The organism is Roseateles sp. 22389 (assembly GCF_052044995.1).
In the GTDB taxonomy this organism is placed as follows: domain Bacteria; phylum Pseudomonadota; class Gammaproteobacteria; order Burkholderiales; family Burkholderiaceae_C; genus Roseateles.
Map to the genome: position 1 here is coordinate 195,629 of NZ_JBQEOF010000002.1, position 17,330 is coordinate 212,958.

The 17,330-nt window shown below is 69.9% G+C and carries 13 protein-coding genes and 1 pseudogene; 6 read left to right on the forward strand and 8 right to left on the reverse strand.

The features are described from left to right. Positions 1-191: 191 nt before the first annotated feature. Both ACTJKJ_RS03930 and ACTJKJ_RS03935 read left to right on the forward strand, forming a co-directional pair. Positions 192-1,820: a response regulator gene (locus ACTJKJ_RS03930; RefSeq protein ID WP_297385927.1), complete on the forward strand. Its 1,629-nt coding sequence runs from the start codon at positions 192-194 to the stop codon at positions 1,818-1,820. A gap of 111 nt (positions 1,821-1,931) precedes the next feature. Beyond that, positions 1,932-3,626 (forward strand): phosphoethanolamine transferase, encoded by a 1,695-nt coding sequence (locus tag ACTJKJ_RS03935; RefSeq protein WP_440819658.1) that lies wholly within the window; start codon positions 1,932-1,934, stop codon positions 3,624-3,626. Between the two features lie 28 nt (positions 3,627-3,654). Here the strand turns inward: ACTJKJ_RS03935 and ACTJKJ_RS03940 are convergent, their stop codons facing one another. Beyond that, on the reverse strand, positions 3,655-4,773 hold the full coding sequence (locus ACTJKJ_RS03940; RefSeq protein WP_440819659.1) for a PA0069 family radical SAM protein: 1,119 nt from the start codon (positions 4,771-4,773) through the stop codon (positions 3,655-3,657). Between the two features lie 75 nt (positions 4,774-4,848). On the opposite strand from ACTJKJ_RS03940, the gene ACTJKJ_RS03945 reads away from it, so the two are divergent. From ACTJKJ_RS03945 to ACTJKJ_RS03960, 4 genes are all read left to right on the forward strand, one after another. Continuing rightward, on the forward strand, positions 4,849-6,534 hold the full coding sequence (locus ACTJKJ_RS03945) for an O-linked N-acetylglucosamine transferase, SPINDLY family protein (protein WP_440819660.1): 1,686 nt from the start codon (positions 4,849-4,851) through the stop codon (positions 6,532-6,534). 169 nt (positions 6,535-6,703) lie between these two features. After that, entirely contained in the window at positions 6,704-7,369 is a 666-nt protein-coding gene (locus ACTJKJ_RS03950; protein ID WP_091725057.1) for a response regulator, read from the forward strand. Next, positions 7,366-7,956 (forward strand): hypothetical protein, encoded by a 591-nt coding sequence (locus tag ACTJKJ_RS03955; RefSeq protein WP_343601410.1) that lies wholly within the window; start codon positions 7,366-7,368, stop codon positions 7,954-7,956. The genes ACTJKJ_RS03950 and ACTJKJ_RS03955 overlap by 4 nt, the downstream gene beginning before the upstream one ends. 71 nt (positions 7,957-8,027) lie before the next feature. Beyond that, a complete protein-coding gene (locus tag ACTJKJ_RS03960; protein WP_440819661.1) occupies positions 8,028-10,115 on the forward strand; it encodes a glycoside hydrolase family 2 protein in 2,088 nt (695 codons plus the stop codon). A gap of 432 nt (positions 10,116-10,547) precedes the next feature. On the opposite strand, the pseudogene ACTJKJ_RS03965 reads toward ACTJKJ_RS03960, so the two are convergent. From ACTJKJ_RS03965 to ACTJKJ_RS03995, 7 genes and pseudogenes are all read right to left on the reverse strand, one after another. Further along, positions 10,548-11,756 (reverse strand): annotated as a pseudogene (locus tag ACTJKJ_RS03965) (alpha-L-fucosidase); the annotation flags it as partial. Positions 11,757-11,900: 144 nt separating this feature from the next. Further along, positions 11,901-13,322: a replicative DNA helicase gene (gene dnaB / locus ACTJKJ_RS03970; RefSeq protein ID WP_091723049.1), complete on the reverse strand. Its 1,422-nt coding sequence runs from the start codon at positions 13,320-13,322 to the stop codon at positions 11,901-11,903. A 200-nt stretch (positions 13,323-13,522) separates the two neighbouring features. Next, the gene (rplI, locus tag ACTJKJ_RS03975; protein WP_183490457.1) at positions 13,523-13,975 is read right to left on the reverse strand and encodes a 50S ribosomal protein L9; all 453 of its coding nucleotides are present in this window, start codon (positions 13,973-13,975) and stop codon (positions 13,523-13,525) included. A gap of 12 nt (positions 13,976-13,987) precedes the next feature. Next, positions 13,988-14,278, reverse strand: coding sequence for a 30S ribosomal protein S18 (gene rpsR, locus ACTJKJ_RS03980; protein WP_067062534.1), 291 nt, complete (start codon positions 14,276-14,278; stop codon positions 13,988-13,990). 64 nt (positions 14,279-14,342) lie between these two features. Next, a complete protein-coding gene (gene priB / locus ACTJKJ_RS03985; protein WP_091723040.1) occupies positions 14,343-14,627 on the reverse strand; it encodes a primosomal replication protein N in 285 nt (94 codons plus the stop codon). Positions 14,628-14,684: 57 nt separating this feature from the next. After that, complete coding sequence (rpsF, locus tag ACTJKJ_RS03990) at positions 14,685-15,047, reverse strand: 30S ribosomal protein S6 (protein WP_091723036.1); 363 nt, start codon at positions 15,045-15,047, stop codon at positions 14,685-14,687. 171 nt (positions 15,048-15,218) lie between these two features. Continuing rightward, complete coding sequence (locus tag ACTJKJ_RS03995) at positions 15,219-17,297, reverse strand: sodium:solute symporter family protein (protein ID WP_091723030.1); 2,079 nt, start codon at positions 17,295-17,297, stop codon at positions 15,219-15,221. Between the last annotated feature and the right edge of the window lie 33 nt (positions 17,298-17,330).

Below are 17,330 nucleotides of genomic sequence, written 5' to 3' on the forward strand. Positions count from 1 at the left end.
AGTTCACGCCCGGATTGGGAATTCAAGCCGCGGCCCCCACGCAAACCCGGGGAGCCGGCGGCGATCGCCGGGCGGACAATCCGCCTCGTGGTTGACGACATTCGCACACATCGTTGGGGTGCTGCCGGCCCGCTCTCTTCGGAGGCGGGCTTTTTCACATGGGCGCCCGCCACGCCCGCGGGACGGCGGCCATGACGCTCGCCAGCCCCCTGTCCAGCCCCTTGTCCAAGACGCAGGCGCTGGTCATCGACGGCAACGCGACCTCGCGCAGCCTGATGACCGCCCAACTGCGGGAACTCGGCGTCGGCCATGTGCGCCAGGCCACGCGGGTGCGCGACGCCCGCGTCATCCTCGAGACGCAGCCCTACGACATCGTCCTGTGCGACTACTACTTCGACGGCTCGGAGCTCTCCGGCCAGGACCTGCTCGATGAACTGCGGCGCGAGCAACTGCTGCCCTACGCCACGGTCTTCGTCATGGTCACCGGCGAGGCCTCCTACGCGAAGGTCGCCGAGGCGGCCGAGGCGGCGCTCGATGCCTACCTCGTCAAGCCCTACACCAGCGCCGCGCTGGCCGACCGCCTGGCCAACGCGCGGCACCGCAAGCTGGAGCTGAAGGCGATCTTCGACGCCATCGACGCGCGCGACTTCGACCGCGCCGCCGACCTCTGCCTGGAGCGCTTCCAGCAGAAGGCGACCTACTGGCTCTATGCCGCGCGCATCGGCGCCGAACTGCTGCTGCGCCTGGAGCGCCACACCGAGGCGCGCGAGCTGTACGAGGCGATCATCGCCGCGCGCACCGTGCCCTGGGCCCGGCTGGGCGTGGCGCGCACCGAGGTGGCCAGCGGCAACCTGAGCGCCGCGCGCCGCACGCTGGAGACGCTGATCGGCGACATGCCCGACCAGGCCGACAGCTACGACCTGATGGGCCGGGTGCAGATGGAGCAAGGCGAGATCGACGCCGCGCTCGCCACCTACCGCACCGCGGCGACGCTGACGCCGGGATGCCTGCTGCGCCAGCAGCATTGCGGCACGCTGGCCTTCTACGCCGGCCAGCGGGACGAGGCGCTCAAGATGCTGGAACGCAGCCTCGCGCAGGGGCTGCGCTCCAAGCTCTTCGACTGGCACAGCCTGGCCCTGCTCGCGCTGATGCGCTTCGACGCGAAGGACGGCAAGGGACTGAAGTACGCCGCCGACGCCCTGGCGCAGGGCATCGAACGCGCGCCGCGAGACGCCCGGCTGCAGCGCTTCGACGTGCTGCTGCAGGGGCTGCGGCTGCTGATGGAACGCCGGCTCGCCGATGCGCTGCAGCTGGCGCGCGACTTCGCGCGCCGCGCCGCGGACGAGGCCTTCGACCTGGAAGCCGCCTGCCTGCTGATCGCCCTGTGGGTGCGCATGGCGCGGCAGGACATCGAGCTCAGCGAGATGGACCTGCTGATGAGCCAGCTCGGGCTGCGCTTTTGCAGTTCGAAGTCGGCGACCGAGGTGATGCTCGCCATGGCCGAGGGCCACGAGCCCAGTTCGCGGCTGATGCGCGAGGCCAATGCCCGCGTCTTCGCGATCTCGGAAACCGCGATGCGCCAGGCGATGCGCGGCGACGCGCAGGCCGGGGTGCAGCTGCTGGTCGAGCAAGGCGGGCTGACGCTGAACGCCAAGCTGATCGACATGGCGGCGCTGGTGCTCAAGCGCTACCGCGACAGGATGAGCGATCCCAGCGCACTGGCGCCTCGCATCGAGGACCTGCAACGCCGCTACGTGCAGGCCAGCGGCCAGGGGCTGAAGGCGGCCCGTGCCGCCGGCGGCATGGCCTTGCGGGGATGAAAGCCGGTCCGGTGGCCGCGCCGCGGCATGACGCAGGGCGAGGCTTCAGGAGATCTTCAGGTGGGACCACTACAAGGGCCGGTTTGATCATGCCGGCCTGACACAAGCAAGATGCCGTTTTCCGATTCCTCGACCTCGCGATCGCGCCAGGCCGGCGCCGCGCGCACACGTTCCCCGTTGACCCTGGCCTGGCTGGCTGCGCTCTGGATCGGCGTGCTCGGCAACTGGCCGCTGTGGCAGCGCATGACCGGCATGCCCGACTACGCCGGCCCGTCGGGCCAGTTGTTCGTCGTCGTCTTCGCCGGCATCGTGGTCCTGGTGCTGGCGGCCTGCTTCAGCCTGCTGGCCTGGCGCGTGGCGGTGAAGCCGCTGCTCACGCTGATGCTGCTGCTGACCGCGCCGCTGGCCTACTTCATCGGCAGCTACGGCGTGGTCATCGACAGCGCGATGATCACCAACGCGCTGCAGACCGACCTGCGCGAGACCCGCGACCTGATGGGTTGGGGCCTGGCGGCGCATGTGGCGGTGATCGCGCTGCTGCCGCTGCTCTGGCTCTGGCGCCAGCGGCTGACCGACCGGCGCTGGTACCAGCGGCTCGGCTGGAACCTGGCCAGCGTCGCGCTGGCGCTGGCGCTGGGCGTGGGCCTGGCGGCGACCCGCACCGCGGAGCTGGCCTCGACCCTGCGCAACCACAAGGTGCTGACCAAGATGGTCAGCCCGATCAACGCGATCTGGGCCAGCGCCGCGCTGGTCGTCCAGAAACAGAAGAAGCCCAAGGGCCCGCCGGAGATCGTCGCCGCGGACGCGACGCTGACGCCCCGACCCGCCGGTGCGCGGCCGCCGCTGGTGCTGCTGGTGGTGGGCGAGACGGCGCGCTCGGAGAACTTCCAGCTCAACGGCTACGGCCGGCCGACCAATCCGGAGCTCTCGGGCAAGCCGGTGCTGAGCTACCGCGAGGTCGCGTCCTGCGGCACGTCGACGGCGGCCTCGCTGCCCTGCATGTTCTCGCAGCTCGGCCGCGAGGCGTATGTCGACCACCCGGGCAACCAGGAGACGCTGCTGGACGTGCTGCAGCGCGCCGGGCTGGCGGTGCTCTGGCTGGACAACCAGTCGGGCTGCAAGGGCATCTGCGACCGCGTGCCGAATGCGCAGGCCATCAATCCCGCCCGCGCCGACCATCCCCTGCCCGCCGGCTTGTGCCGCCCCGACGGCGAATGCCTGGACGAGGCGATGCTGCACGACCTGGACGCGCGTATCGCCGCGCTGGATCCGCAGCGCGTCGCGCGCGGCGTGGTGCTGGTGCTGCACCAGATGGGCAGCCATGGACCGGCGTATTACCTGCGCACGCCGGCCGACCGCAAGCCCTTCCAGCCGGAATGCCGCAGCAACGCGCTGCAGCAGTGCCCGCTGGAGGAGGTGCGCAATGCCTACGACAACACGATCGCGTACACCGACCACGTGCTGGCCAAGGCGATCGACTGGCTGGGCACCCAGCAGTCGCGTTTCGATCCGAGCCTGCTGTACGTGTCCGACCACGGCGAGTCGCTGGGCGAGAACAACCTGTTCCTCCACGGCATGCCCTATGCGCTGGCGCCCAAGCAGCAGAAGCATGTGCCGCTGATCCTGTGGCTGCCGGCACAGACGCGCCAGTCGCAGCGCCTGGACGAGGCCTGCCTCAGCCAGCGCCGCGACACGCCGATGTCCCACGACGGGCTGTACCACACGGTGCTGAGCCTGAGCGGCGTGCAGACCTCGGTCTACCGCAAGGACTGGGACTGGGTCGGCGCCTGCCGGCGCGGCGGCTGATCGACCGCCCTCAGGCTCGTCAGGCCCGTCAGAACAAGGACTGCTGCCCCTCCAGCTTCGAGGGGGGTCTGAACTCGCTGAAGTCGAACTGGTGCCGCTCGCGGCCCAGGCCCAGGCGCTGGGAGGCCTTGCGCAGCCGCTGCTGCAGCAGTTCGGCCCAAATCCCTTCGCCGGTGAAGCGCGTGCCGAAGCGCGGATCGTTGTCCTTGCCGCCGCGCATGTCGCGCAGCCGCGCCATGATGCGCGCGGCCTTGTCCGGCTGGTGCAGCCGCAGCCAGTCGTGGAACAGCGGCGCCACCTCCCAGGGCAGCCGCAGCGGGATGCTGAAGGCCTTGGTCGCGCCGGCCTCCGCGGCCGCCTCGAGGATGCGCTCCAGTTCGGGCTCGTTGAGGAAGGGGATCACCGGCGACACGCTCACCCCCACCGGCACGCCGGCCTCGGCCAGCGCCTTGATGGTCTGCAGCCGCCGCTGCGGCGAGGCGGCGCGGGGCTCCAGGATGCGCGACAGCGCCGGGTCCAGCGAGGTCACCGACAGGTAGACCGACACCTGCCGCTTGAGCGCCATCGGCACGATCAGGTCGAGGTCGCGCTCGATGCCGCTGGACTTGGTCACCACCGAGAACGGATGCCGCGCCTCGGTCAGCACCTCCACCACCGCGCGGGTGATGCGCAGCTTGCGCTCGATCGGCTGGTAGGCGTCGGTGGCCGTGCCCAGCACCAGCGGCGCCGGCTGGTAGGCGGGCGAGGCCAGCGCCTCGCGCAGCCGTTCGGCAGCGTTGACCTTCGCGATGATCCGGGTCTCGAAGTCCAGGCCCGGCGAGAGGTTCAGGTAGCTGTGCGTCGGCCGCGCGAAGCAGTAGATGCAGCCATGCTCGCAGCCGCGGTAGGGATTGATCGAGAGATCGAAGCCGATGTCCGGCGACTGGTTGCCGCTGAGGATCTTGCGGGCCTGCTCCTCGATGATCTCGGTCTTGGGCGCGACATGCTCCTCCAGCGCCGTCTGGTCCAGCGTGCCCCAGCCGTCGTCGTACTGTTCGCGCTCGCGCGATTCGAAGCGGTGCGGCATGGCCCAGCCGCTGCCCCGGCCCTTCAGGGCATCGGCCTGGATGTACAGCGGCGGCCTGGCGATCTTGGTGTCTTGCGGCATACTGTCAATTTATACAGTAATCAGCCGGATTGCCAGTGCCCGTCGACATCCTCGCGGCCGACATAATCGCCGCCCATGGATGCCCTCGAAGACCTGCTGCGCGCCGCCCTCCACGAGATGGGCCGCGGCCGCCACGCCGAGGCGGCGGCGCTGCTCGCGCCGCATGCCCACGTCGCGTCCAACCCGCTGCAGCGCTACCTGGGCGAGTCGCTGCGGCGCAGCGGCCAGGCGCAGGCGGCGATCGGGCCGCTGATGCAGGCGCTGGCGCTGAAGATCGACGACATCGACGCCTACCTGCAGCTCGCCTTCGCGCTGCAGACGCTGCAGATGAAGACCGAGGCGGCGGAGTGCTTCCGCACCGTGGCCGCGCTGCGTCCCGACAGCGTCATGGCGCAGGCCTACCAGGCCCATGGCGACCAGCAATGCGCGCGCTGGGAGGACTTCGACGCCAACCTGCAGGCGCTGCACGCGGCGCTGCGCGCCAAGCCCGAGGCGGCGGACGACGAGTTCGGCGTGCCCTTCGCGCTGGCCGCCCTGCCCCACGCGCCAGCCGACCTGCTCAAGGTCGCGCGCCTGAGCACGCGTTTCCTGAGCCGCGGCATCGCGTCCCTGCCGCCGGCGCGGGCGGTCGACAAGCCGCGGCTGCGCATCGGCTACCTCTCCGGCGACTTCCATGCCCACGCGACGGCGGCGCTGATGGTCGAGGTGCTGGAGTGCCGCGACCGCGCGGGCTTCGAGGTGCTGCTGTTCTCGCATGGACCGGACGACGGCTCGCCGCTGCAGCAGCGCGTGCGCGCCGCCTGCGACCGCTTCATCGACGTGGGCGCCCTCGACGCGGCCGGCATCGCCGCTCGCATGCGCGCCGAGGGCGTGGACATCGCGGTCGACCTCAAGGGCCACACGGCCGGCAGCCGCTTCACCGCGCTGGCCGCGCGGCCGGCGCCGGTGCAGGTCGCGTGGCTGGGTTTCCCAGGCACCTGCGGCGCGGACTACATCGACTACGTCATCGGCGACCCGATCGTGACGCCGCTGGCCGACGCCCCGTTCTACAGCGAGCGCATCGCGCAGCTGCCGCGCTGCTACCAGCCCGGCGACGCGACGCGCCGCATCGTGCCGACGCCGCGCGCCGCGCTGGGCCTGCCCGAGGACGCGATCGTGCTGCTGTCGGCGAACGTGGTGCACAAGGTCCTGCCGCCGATCTTCGAAGCCTGGATGGTGCTGCTGCACCGCCTGCCCTCGGCGCTGCTGTGGCAGCTCAGCGGCGGCGAGCAGGCGGATGCGCGGCTGCGCGAGGAAGCGGCGCGGCACGGCATCGTGCCCGAGCGGCTGGTGTTCATGCCGCCGGTGGACATGGCCGCGCACTGGAACCGCCTGGCCGCCGCGGATCTGGCGCTCGACACCTGGCCCTACAACGGCCACACGACGACCAGCGATGCGCTCGCGGCCGGCGTGCCGGTCGTGACGCTGCGCGGGGACGGCTTCGCGTCGCGCGTGGCGGAGAGCCTGCTCGCCGAGGCCGGCCTGCCGGAGCTGGTCTGCGAGACGCTCGATGACTACGTGGAACGCGCCTGCGCGCTCGCGACCGGTCCCAAGCCGCCGATCCGGCCGTGGATCGATTCACGCGCCTTCGCGCGCGACCTGGAAGCGCTCTACCGGCGCATGTGGGCGCGCGCCGTGGCTGGCCTGCCGCCCGACGCCCTGCCGGCCGCGTCCGTCCCGGTTGCGCCGGCCGGCGACGCCGCGGACGCTCGCAGACCGTAGCCGTAGCCGTAGCCGTAGCCGTAGCCATCGCCATCGCAGTCGTCGTCATCCGCAAGCGCCGGTGCCGTTGACCGACGCCATGAAGCCGGGCTGTGGGCCACATGAAGAATCGATGAAGCGCTGCGCCGGCGGCGGCGCGGAGGCTTCGCGGACTGGTCCAATGCCGGCCATGAAGATTCTCCTGATCGAGGACGACCTCGACCTCGGCAATGGCGTGCGCATCGCGCTGACCGACCAGGGCATGGACGTCGTGTGGACCCGCCAGATCGCCGCCGCCTGGCACCAGCTGTCGCAGCAGCCCTGCGACCTGGTGCTGCTGGACCTGGGCCTGCCCGACGGCGACGGCCTGCAGCTGCTCGCGCGGCTGCGCCGCGAGCACGGGTCGCTGCCGGTGCTGATCCTGAGCGCGCGCGATGCGCTGCAGGACCGGCTCAACGGCCTGGATTCCGGCGCCGACGATTACCTCGTCAAGCCCTTCGAGCTGGCCGAGCTGCTGTCCCGCATCCGCGCGCTGGCGCGCCGCAGCTACGGCTTCGACGGCGAGCTGCTGTCGCTGCGCGGCCTGCAGCTGCACATGCCCACGCGCCGGGTCAGCGTCGAGGGCCAGCCGGTGGAGCTGACCGTCAGCGAATACGAGCTGCTGCGGCTGCTGATGATGCGGGCCGGCCGCATCGTGACGCGGCGCACGCTGGAGGAGCAGGTGCTGCCCGGCGGCCCGGGCAACGCGAGCAACGCGCTGGACGTGCACATGGCCAACCTGCGCCGCAAGATCGGCGACGGCTGGGTGCGGACGGTGCGCGGCGTGGGCTACGTGATCGACCAGGAGACGCGATGACCGCGTCATCCTTCCGCCTGCCCCCGCCACCGGGGCCGCGGGCCGCCCTCGTCCTTGCCCTCGTCCGCGTGGGCCGGGGCCTGCGCGAGGCGCTGCTCGCCGTGGTCCGTCCCAGCCTCGTGCGGCGCCTGCTGGTGGCCCAGCTGGCGCTGCTGATGCTGCTGTGGGTGCTGGGCATCGCCTATCTGCTGCACCAGGGCGGCCGCGCCTTCCTGCTGCTCCAGTCGAAGCAGATCTACCCGACCATCCTGGCGATCGCCGACGACACCGACAGCACGCCCGAGCGGCGCCGGCAGGCGCTGGACCTGCTGCACGCCTCCATCGTGGAGGAGTACGCCACCTCGCCCGAGCGCCAGCCCGCCCTCCTGGTCACGCGCGGGACGCAGGTGCTGTACCGGTCCCGCAACGCTCGCGCGCTCGGTCGTGGCGGGCCATGGCGGCCGCATCGTGTTGGCCGAGGCGGCCGGCGGCCGCGGCCTGCCGGTCGAGGTGCGGCTGCCGTTGCCGTTGCCGTAGCGCGATGCGCAGCACGCCGCCACGGGCGTGTTTTCGCCAATGGCCACGACACGCGCTCGTCCCTACATTAGTTCGGTCGCCGCATTAACTCGCCTCGCAGCGTTCGAGGTGGCGCGCTTCCCAACTTCCGGGCCCGTTGACGATGCTTCGCTCCCTGCTTGCCTTGGCGCTCAGCCTGTTTGCCCTGCACGCTCAGGCCGCCCGCGTGACCACCGCGCTGGAGAGCGCCTGGCGCTTCCAGCGCGCCGACGTGGCGGGCGCCGAGGCGCCGGACTTCGACGATGCCGCCTGGTCCACCGTCGCCCTGCCCCACACCTACAACGTGCCCGATGGCGAGACCGGCGGCAGCCCCTACCGCGGCGCCGCCTGGTACCGCCGCAGCCTGGACATCGCGCCCGGCGGCGCGACGCGTCGCTTCCTGGAGTTCGACGCCGCGACGCTGGCCGCCGACGTGTGGGTCAACGGCCGCCACGCCGGTCGCCACGAGGGCGGCTATGCGCGCTTCCGCTTCGACATCACGGCGCTGCTGCGGCCGGGGCCCAACGTGGTCGCCGTGCGCGTCGACAACGGCAAGCTGCCGCACGTGGCGCCGCTGGCGGGCGACTTCACCGTCTTCGGCGGACTGATCCGGCCGGTGCGCCTCATCGAGACCCCGCAGGCCCACATCGAGTTGCTGGACCACGGCGGCCCCGGGGTGCGCGTGGACATCGAGCAACTGAGCGCCGAGCGGGCGCGCCTCCAGGTGCAGGTGCAGCTGCGCAACGACGGCGACCAGCCGGCCGTGCGTCAGCTGCGATTGACGCTGCGTGATGCCGCGGGGCGATCCGTGGCGCAGCAGTCGCAATCGCTGCAGCTCGCGCCCGGCGCGCCGATCACGGCGACGGCGACGCTCGACGTGCGGCAGCCCCACCTGTGGCAGGGGATCGCCGACCCGTATCTCTACCGCCTCAGCGCCGAGCTGATGGACGCCCGCACCGTGGCCGACACGGTGCAGCTGCCGGTGGGCCTGCGCCAGTTCGGCGTCGACCCGCAGCGCGGCTTCCTGCTCAACGGCAAGCCCTACCCGCTGCATGGCGTCAACTACTTCCACGCCGGCCGCCCCGGCCGCGGCGTGGCGGTGGGTCCCGCGGAGATCGACGAGGACCTGCGCCTCCTGATGGACCTGGGCCTCACCGGCCTGCGCCTGGTCCACTACCAGCACCCCGCCTACACCTACGAGCGGGCCGACCAGCTCGGCCTGGTGGTGTGGACCGAGATCCCGCTGAATGCCTTGATGGCCGAGACCGCCGCGTTCCGCGACAACATCCAGGCCCAGCTGCGGGAGCTGATCCGCCAGAACCGCCATCACGCTTCGGTTGCCGTCTGGGGCGTGGGCAACGAGGTCTATCGCAGCGACGAGCCCATCCGCGCCCTGCTGGCCGACCTGCACGCGCTGGCCAAGCAGGAGGATCCCTCGCGGCTGACCACCTATGCCCACTGCTGCGCGCCGGATGACCATCCGATGGCGCTGCAGACCGACTTGGCGTCCTACAACCGCTACTGGGGCTGGTACGACGGCGAGTTCAAGGACATCGGCCCCTGGGCCGACAAGCTGCACGCCCGCATGCCGGACAAGCCCATCGGCCTGGGCGAGTTCGGCGCGGGCGCCAGCGTCGTCCAGCAGGAGGACCCGCCGCGTCGTCCCGAGCCGGGCGGGCGCTGGCATCCCGAGCAGTACCAGGCGCTGTTCCACGAAACCTATGCGGCCGAGGTCGCCCGGCGGCCCTTCCTGTGGGGCAGCTTCATCTGGCTGGGCTTCGACCATGCCGCGGCGAACCGCCACGAGGGCGACACCACCGGTCGCAATGACAAGGGACTGGTCAGCTACGACCGGCGCCACCTGAAGGACGCCTATCACCTGATGTGCGCCTGGTGGAGCAAACAGCCGGTGCTGCACCTGACCAGCAAGCGCCTCGTCCAACGGCCCGCAGGCCTGGTCGACATCAAGGCCTACAGCAATGCGCGCCAGGCGACGCTGGAGGTCAATGGCAAGGGGATGGGCACGGTGGCGGTCGTGGACCGCATCGCCCGCTGGCCCGGCGTGAGGCTCGAGGCGGGCCGCGCCGTGCTCAAGGTCACCGACGACCGGGGCAGCGCCGACGGCGTCGAGTGGGAGATCGGGAAGGTCGGAGAGACCGCGGAGACCGCAGAAACCGGAAAGACCGCGGAGGTCGGCGGCCCCGCCCGCTGAGCGCGGCAAGCCGCCCAAGCCCCGGGACCGTTGCCGCGCTGTCGCGTGCGTGCCGGTGCCGGGGAAGCTCGTGGACGGTCAGGCGAAGGCGATGCGCAGCGCGCTGACATGCCGGCTGGGCAGACGCTCCGGCACTTCGACCTGCAAGGCCTGGGCGGTCTGGCGGAAGCGCACCGGCCCGGCGCCCAGCAGCTCGACCCGACGGACCGGGCGGGACTCCTGCGCATTGCCGGTGCGCAGCGACACGATGTTCACCTGGCCCTTGGGCTCGCCCAGCGTCAAGGCGTACAGCGCGCCGTCCCGGGTGGTGAAGCGCAGGTCCTGCGCCGTGTAGGCGGTGTCTTCCTTGAAGGCGCCGCCGGCGGCTTCGGTCGGGCCTTCGCCATGCACCTTCCACGGCCGCGTGCCGTGGATCGCCGGCGCGTTGACCGCCATCCACGCCGCCATCTCGGTCAACAGCCGGTCCGATTCGGGCGGGAGCGTGCCGTCGGCCCGCTGCACCACGTTGAGCAGCATGTTGCCGTTCTTGCTGACGATGTCGCACAGCATGGTCAGCACCTGCGCCGGCGTCTTGTAGCGATCGTGCTCGGAGAAGAACCAGTCGCCGTTGGAGGTGTCGGTCTGCCAGGGCAGCGCGTTGATGCCCTCGAGCACGCCGCGCTCGACGTCCTGCACGCCGATCTCGCGGATGAACTCGCCGGACCCCAGGGCCTTGTGGTTGTAGACGGCCTGCATCTCGCCGTTGCGGCGCACCGAGGTGTTGAACAGGTGCGCGATCGCGGCGCGGCCCACGGCGCCGAACGGGATGCCGCCGTCCGAATACAGCAGGTCGGGCTGGTGGCTGTCGATCAGGTCGATGATGCGGCGGTACCAGATCTCGTGGAACTTCGGATTGGTCGTGTACCAGTCGCCGCCGCGGTTGAGGTACGGCGTGTTGTGCGGCTCGTGGTAGAGGTCGGCGTTCTCGGGCTTGGCGCCGTCGTAGGCCACGCCGAGCTTGGGCCAGAACTGGTCGCACTGGTGGCTGGTCCACCACCAGTTGTGGCTGGCGCCCAGATGCTCGGATACGCCGAAGCGGAGCCCGCGCTTGCGCGCGGCGCGGGACCAGTCGCCCACCACGTCGCGCATGGGACCGACCTGGGTGGCGTTCCAGCGGTGGTGCCTGGAGTTCCACAGATCGAAGTTGTCGTGGTGCACGCCCATCGACACGAAGTACTTGGCCCCGGCGGCCACGTAGCGATCCATCAGCGCGTCGGGCTCGAAGCGCTCGGCCTTCCACAGCTTGAGCAGGTCCTTGTAGCCGACCTCCGACGGATGGCCATAGGTCTTGACGTGATGGTCGTAATGCGGGTGGCCGGGCACGTACATGAAGCGGGCGTACCAGTCGCCCTGGCCGGGCACGGCCTGTGGCCCCCAATGCGACCAGATGCCGAGCTTGGCGTCGCGGAACCAGGTCGGCACCGTCGACGCGCGCAGGGAATCGACCGCGGCGGTGAACGGACCTTGCGCCAGGGGCGGCGGCGTGTACGGCGCGGGCGCCGGGCGCTCGCTGCCCTGGGCCTGGGCCAGGCGGGCGACGCCCAATCCGGCGGCGGCCAGCAGCGGGGTGGCAATGAAAGCGCGTTTGCTCAGATCAGACACAGGGACTCCGGTAAATGTGGGGTTCCAAGACCGGCAGGCAAAAGCAATGCGCGAGCGGTCTTACCAGAGAATAACGATATTCATCCGGTCTTACCACATCTTTACGGATGCGATGCCCGGCCCGTGCCCGAGCGGGTGTGAGGATCAGTACTCGTCGCCTCCCGGACTCACGTAGCCCGGCGCAAGGTTCTCGAACTTGGTGTTCTGCCGCGCGAAGGCCAGCTTCACCGTGCCCACCGGGCCGTTACGCTGCTTGGCGATGATGATCTCCGCCACGCCCGGCTCCTTGCACTCGTCCTTGGTGTAGTACTCGTCGCGGTAGATGAACATGATGATGTCCGCGTCCTGCTCGATGGCGCCCGACTCGCGCAGGTCGGACATCATCGGCCGCTTGTCCGGCCGCGTTTCCACCGAGCGGTTCAGCTGCGACAGCGCGATCACCGGGCAGCGCAGCTCCTTGGCCAACGCCTTCAAGCCGCGCGAGATCTCGCCGACCACCGTCGCGCGGTTCTCCTCGGAGCCGCCGCCGTTGCCGCTCATCAGCTGCAGGTAGTCGATGATGATCAGGCCGATCTGGCCCGAGATCCGCGCCTGGCGCCGCGCTCTGGCGCGCACTTCGCTGGGCGAGAGGCCGGGGCTTTCATCGATGTAGATCGGCGCGTTGCCGAGCTTGTCGACCGCCTCGGCCAGGCGGCCCCATTCATCGTCCTTCAGGCGACCGGTGCGCAGGTTGCTCTGGTCGATGCGGCCGATCGAGCCGACCATCCGCAGCGCCAGCTGCGCCGCGCCCATTTCCATCGAATAGATGATGACCGGCAGGCCCTCGTTGATGGCCACCGCCTCGCCGATGTTGATCGCGAACGCGGTCTTGCCCATCGACGGCCGCGCCGCCAGGATGATCAGGTCGCCGCGCTGCAGGCCCGCGGTCATGCGGTCCAGGTCGTAGAAGCCGGTGCGCACGCCGGTGACGTCCTCGGCGCCCTGCTCGGCCAGCTCGTTGACGCGGTCCATCAGCTCGACCATCAGCCGGTCCATGCTCTGGAAACCGGTGCCGCCGCGCGAGCCTTCCTCGTTGATGCGGAAGATCTTGCCTTCGGCCTCGTCCAGGATCTCGTTGACCGCGCGACCGGCGGGATTCAGGGCGGCGGTGGCGATCTCGTCGGAGGTGGCCACCAGCTTGCGCAGGATCGCCCGCTCGCGAACGATCTCGGCATAACGGCGCAGGTTGGCGGCACTGGGCACGCCCTGCGCCAACGCATTCAGGTAGGCCAGGCCGCCGCACTCCTCGGCCTTGCCGACCGAGGTCAGTTCCTCGAACACGGTCACCACGTCCGCCGGCTTGCCGGCATTCACCAGCTTGCCGATCGCGGCGTAGATCTGCTTGTGCTCGTAGCGGTAGAAGTCGGTGTCGCTGAGCGTGTCCGCCGCCTTGTCCCAGGCGGTGTTGTCGATCAGCAGGCCGCCGAGCACGCTCTGCTCGGCCTCCACCGAGTTCGGCGGCACGCGCAATCGCGCGATTTCGCTGTCGCTGGCACCGGACCCGGGCGTGGTGAAGATCGCGGACATTGTGGACAAGCCTGTGGATGAGCTATTGATAGCGTGTGGGCCGGCTGTGGGTTTCGCCGCCTCGAAAAAGCAGAAAGCCGACGGCTTCGCAGCTGTCGGCTTTCTTTGGGCCTTCCTCCATCGTTGCAGCCCCTGGCGGCGCTGCAAAGCTGGGGAATGTCCGGTGGACGCGCAGAGCGCCCGCCGGATGTATCGAGCGATTACTCGACTTCGGCGACGACCTTCACGGTCACTTCCACCACCACGTCGGTGTGCGGAGCGACGGAGACGGGGAACTCGCCGACGGTCTTCAGCGGACCGTTGGGCAGGCGCACCTGCGACTTGACGATGGCCGTGCCGGCCTTGGTCAGCGCGTCGGCGATGTCGGCGTTGGTCACCGAACCGAACAGGCGACCGTCAACGCCGGCCTTCTGCGAGATGGTGACGGTGGTGCCGGCGATCTTCTCGCCCAGGGCTTGCGCGGCGGCCAGCTTCTCGGCGGCGACCTTTTCCAGTTCGGCGCGCTTGGCTTCGAATTCCTTGATCGCGGCTTCCGTGGCGCGGCGCGCTTGACGGGTCGGGATCAGGAAGTTGCGGGCGTAGCCGTCCTTGACCTTGACGACGTCGCCGAGGTTGCCCAGGTTGGCCACTTTTTCCAGCAGGATGACTTGCATGGGGTGGACTCCTTAGACCTTGTGCTGGTCGCTGTAGGGCAGCAGGGCCAGGTAGCGGGCGCGCTTGATGCACACCGACAGCTGACGCTGGAAGAACGCGCGCGTGCCGGTCAGGCGAGCGGGAACGATCTTGCCGTTTTCGCTGATGAAGTCGCGCAGGACGTCGACGTCCTTGTAGTCGATCTGCTCGACACCGGCGACGGTGAAGCGGCAGAAACGCTTGCGCCGGAACAGCAGCGATTGTTGGTTGCGCTTGGGCTTGCGGTCCTTGGAGAACCGACCTTTACCACGTGGCGGGGGCATAGTGACCTCTTGATCTATCCAGATGTAAACGAATCGCGCGACGTGCCGCTCTCTTCAATCCTTGTCAGGCGTCCAGGCCGGTGATGTGAAACACCGTGCCCCGACCTTGCCGCTGGGCCGAGAGGAAGCCGGTGAACACCGTCTTCTCCGCCAGGTCCAGCGCCTGCACCCGCTTCACGATCTCGCCGATGGCCACCGCCTTGATCTCCAGCGCGATCTTGCGCGGAGCGCCGGCTTCGTCGGCCATGGACTCATGCTTGAGCATCAGGTCCAGGGCGGGGAGCCCGGCGGGGGTGTATCGGAGAGCCGCTTTCTCGAGGATCTGCGCCTGCAGCACCAGTCGGTTCATGCGTGCGCGGATCGGCGGGCAGGATGACGAGAACGTCAGGGAGTCGCGCCTGTCAGCTCAGGCGGACGCTTCTTGCGGAGCCTTGCGGGCTTCTTCGCGCTCGACGGCCTTCATCATCACCGACGGGTTCGTCTCGGCCTTGTCCTTGACGACGGTCAGGTGACGTAGCACGGCGTCGTTGAAGCGGAAGCCGGTTTCGATTTCAGCCAGGACTTCCTTGCTGCACTCGATGTTCAGGCACAGGTAATGCGCCTTGGCCAGCTTCTGGATCATGTAGGCCAGCTGACGGCGGCCCCAGTCTTCCACGCGATGCACCTTGCCACCACCGTTGGTGACCAGGCCCTTGTAGCGCTCCAGCATCGCCGGAACTTGTTCGCTTTGATCCGGATGGATCAGCAGAACGATCTCATAGTGACGCATGTGAACTCTCCTTATGGGTTTCAACGACCGCCGGCACCGGCATCAAGAGATGCCCTGCCCTTGGCCTGAAAGCCGGACCCCAGCGTCAACTCCTGGGCCCGGCAAGGGAATCGCGGATTCTAGTCGAGCCCGGGGGTGGCCGTCCAGCGCCAGGCTGCGGGCGGGACGGATTCAGGGCGCGGCGCCCGTCACCCGCCCCTGCAGCGCCCGGGCCGTCGACGAGGGCGGCGGGGTCAGCAGGCTGACCGCCACCAGCGCCGCCACGCCCGCCGGCAGGCCGAACAGCGCCGCGGCCATCGGCTGGATGCCCCACCAGAGCTGCGGCTCGCCGCCCAGGCCCAGCGCCTGGCGCAGGCCGGCATGCGCGCCGACCATGTAATACAGCGTCACCCCCAACCCGACCAGCATGCCGGCGGCGGCGCCCTGCTTGTTGGCCCGTTTCCAGAAGATGCCCGCGACCAGCACCGGCACCAGCGTCGAGCCCGACAAGGAGAACGCCGCCGACACCAGCAGCAAAATGTCCGCCGGCTTCTGCGCGGCCACCGCCGCGGCCGTCAGCGCGGTGGCCAGCAGCAGCGCCTTCGAGATGGTCACCCGCTGCGTCATCGATGCGCGCGGATTCATGACCCGGTAGTAGACGTCGTGGGACAGCGCACTGGAGATCGTCAGCAGCAGCCCGTCCGCTGTCGACAGCGCCGCGGCCAGCGCGCCGGCCGCCACCATCGCGGCCAGCACATGCGGCAGCCCGGCCAGCTCGGGCGTCATCAGCATGACGACGTCGCCGCCCAGTTTCAGCTCGCCCAGCTGCAGGATGCCGTCCTGGTTGATGTCCTGGATGCTCAGCAGCCCGGGATCGACCCGCATCCATTGCTTCATCCAGCCCGGCAGCTCGGCGATTGGCGTCCCCACGAGCTGATGCAGCACCTCGTGCTTGAGCATCACCGCCAGCGCCGGCGCGAACAGGTAGAGCAGCGCGATGAAGAACAGCGTCCAGGCCACCGAGGTGCGGGCCTCCGCCACCGTGGGCACCGTGTAGTAGCGGGTCAGGATGTGCGGCAGCCCGGCGGTGCCGACCATCAGCACCAGCACCAGCGCCAGGAAGTTGCGCCGCGACAGCGAGTAGGCCTCCTGCTCCGCCGGTGTGCCGTCGGGATCGCCGGCGAAGGGCCTTGCATGCGGCGGCATGCCGGCCAGCGGCTCGGCTCGCTGGTGGTTGGCGACCACGGCGCGCTGCCACAGTTCGCGGGCCTCGGCTTCGGTGCGCGGGAGCGCGGCACGGACCTTCTCCGCCGCCTGGATCTGCGCCAGCGGCGCATCCTCGGCCTTCAGCCGGGCGATCACCTGCGAGACGCGCTGGCGCTCGGCGTCGAGCGACTGCGGCAGGCCGGCGATCAGCTGCTGGAAGTCCTTCGCGCGCTGCTCGTGCAAGCCTCTGACCTGCAGCTCCTTCGGATCGTGCAGCAGTTGCTGCTCGCGCGCGGTGATCTCGCGGACCTCGCCGCCCGCGGTGAACTGCGGCAGCGGGAAGCCGGTCTGCTGCGTCGACAGCCACATCACCGGCACCACGTAGGCCAGGATCATGATGATGTACTGCGCGACCTGGGTCCAGGTCACCGCCCGCATGCCGCCGAGGAAGGAGCACACCAGCACGCCGCCCAGGCCGACGAACAGGCCGATCTCGAAGGTCAGGCCGGTCAGCCGGGTGGTGATCAGGCCGATCGCGTAGATCTGCGCGACCAGGTAGATGAACGACACCAGCACCGCCGCCGCCGCGCCCATCACGCGCAGCCCGCGACTCTCGAAGCGGGCGGCAAGGAAGTCCGGCACGGTGAAGCCGCCGAAGCGGCGCAGATAAGGGGCCAGCAGCAGCGCCACCAGGCAGAAGCCGCCGGTCCATCCCAGGACGAAGGCCAGGCCGCCGTAACCCGCCAGGTACAGGCTGCCCGCCATGCCGAGGAAACTCGCCGCGCTCATCCAGTCGGCGCCCGCGGCCATGCCGTTGTAAAACGCCGGGACGCGCCGGCCGGCAACGTAATACTCAACCGGGTCAGTGGTGCGGCTGAAGACGCCAATGCCGGCGTAGACCAGCACCGTCAGCAGCAGGAAGGAAAAACCCAGCCACTGCTTGGGCATGCCCATCCGCTCCAGCACGCCCAGCGCGCCAACAAGCAGCACGAAGCCGATCGTGTAGGCACCGTAGTTGCGATGGAGCCGGCGGCGGAACGCGGCGTCGGACGGGGGGGTGGACATGGGTGGGGATCATCGCCGGCTTGGCGGGGAGAC

What these genes read in the sequence shown, in the direction of transcription:
- dnaB (WP_091723049.1), bottom strand. Translation starts at nt 13,322, where the DNA reads ATGTCCGCGATCTTCACCACGCCCGGGTCCGGTGCCAGCGACAGCGAA.
- ACTJKJ_RS03945 (WP_440819660.1), top strand. Translation starts at nt 4,849, where the DNA reads ATGGATGCCCTCGAAGACCTGCTGCGCGCCGCCCTCCACGAGATGGGC.
- ACTJKJ_RS03940 (WP_440819659.1), bottom strand. Translation starts at nt 4,773, where the DNA reads ATGCCGCAAGACACCAAGATCGCCAGGCCGCCGCTGTACATCCAGGCC.
- ACTJKJ_RS03930 (WP_297385927.1), top strand. Translation starts at nt 192, where the DNA reads ATGACGCTCGCCAGCCCCCTGTCCAGCCCCTTGTCCAAGACGCAGGCG.
- rpsF (WP_091723036.1), bottom strand. Translation starts at nt 15,047, where the DNA reads ATGCGTCACTATGAGATCGTTCTGCTGATCCATCCGGATCAAAGCGAA.
- rpsR (WP_067062534.1), bottom strand. Translation starts at nt 14,278, where the DNA reads ATGCCCCCGCCACGTGGTAAAGGTCGGTTCTCCAAGGACCGCAAGCCC.
- ACTJKJ_RS03995 (WP_091723030.1), bottom strand. Translation starts at nt 17,297, where the DNA reads ATGTCCACCCCCCCGTCCGACGCCGCGTTCCGCCGCCGGCTCCATCGC.
- ACTJKJ_RS03950 (WP_091725057.1), top strand. Translation starts at nt 6,704, where the DNA reads ATGAAGATTCTCCTGATCGAGGACGACCTCGACCTCGGCAATGGCGTG.
- ACTJKJ_RS03955 (WP_343601410.1), top strand. Translation starts at nt 7,366, where the DNA reads ATGACCGCGTCATCCTTCCGCCTGCCCCCGCCACCGGGGCCGCGGGCC.
- priB (WP_091723040.1), bottom strand. Translation starts at nt 14,627, where the DNA reads ATGAACCGACTGGTGCTGCAGGCGCAGATCCTCGAGAAAGCGGCTCTC.
- ACTJKJ_RS03935 (WP_440819658.1), top strand. Translation starts at nt 1,932, where the DNA reads ATGCCGTTTTCCGATTCCTCGACCTCGCGATCGCGCCAGGCCGGCGCC.
- ACTJKJ_RS03960 (WP_440819661.1), top strand. Translation starts at nt 8,028, where the DNA reads ATGCTTCGCTCCCTGCTTGCCTTGGCGCTCAGCCTGTTTGCCCTGCAC.
- rplI (WP_183490457.1), bottom strand. Translation starts at nt 13,975, where the DNA reads ATGCAAGTCATCCTGCTGGAAAAAGTGGCCAACCTGGGCAACCTCGGC.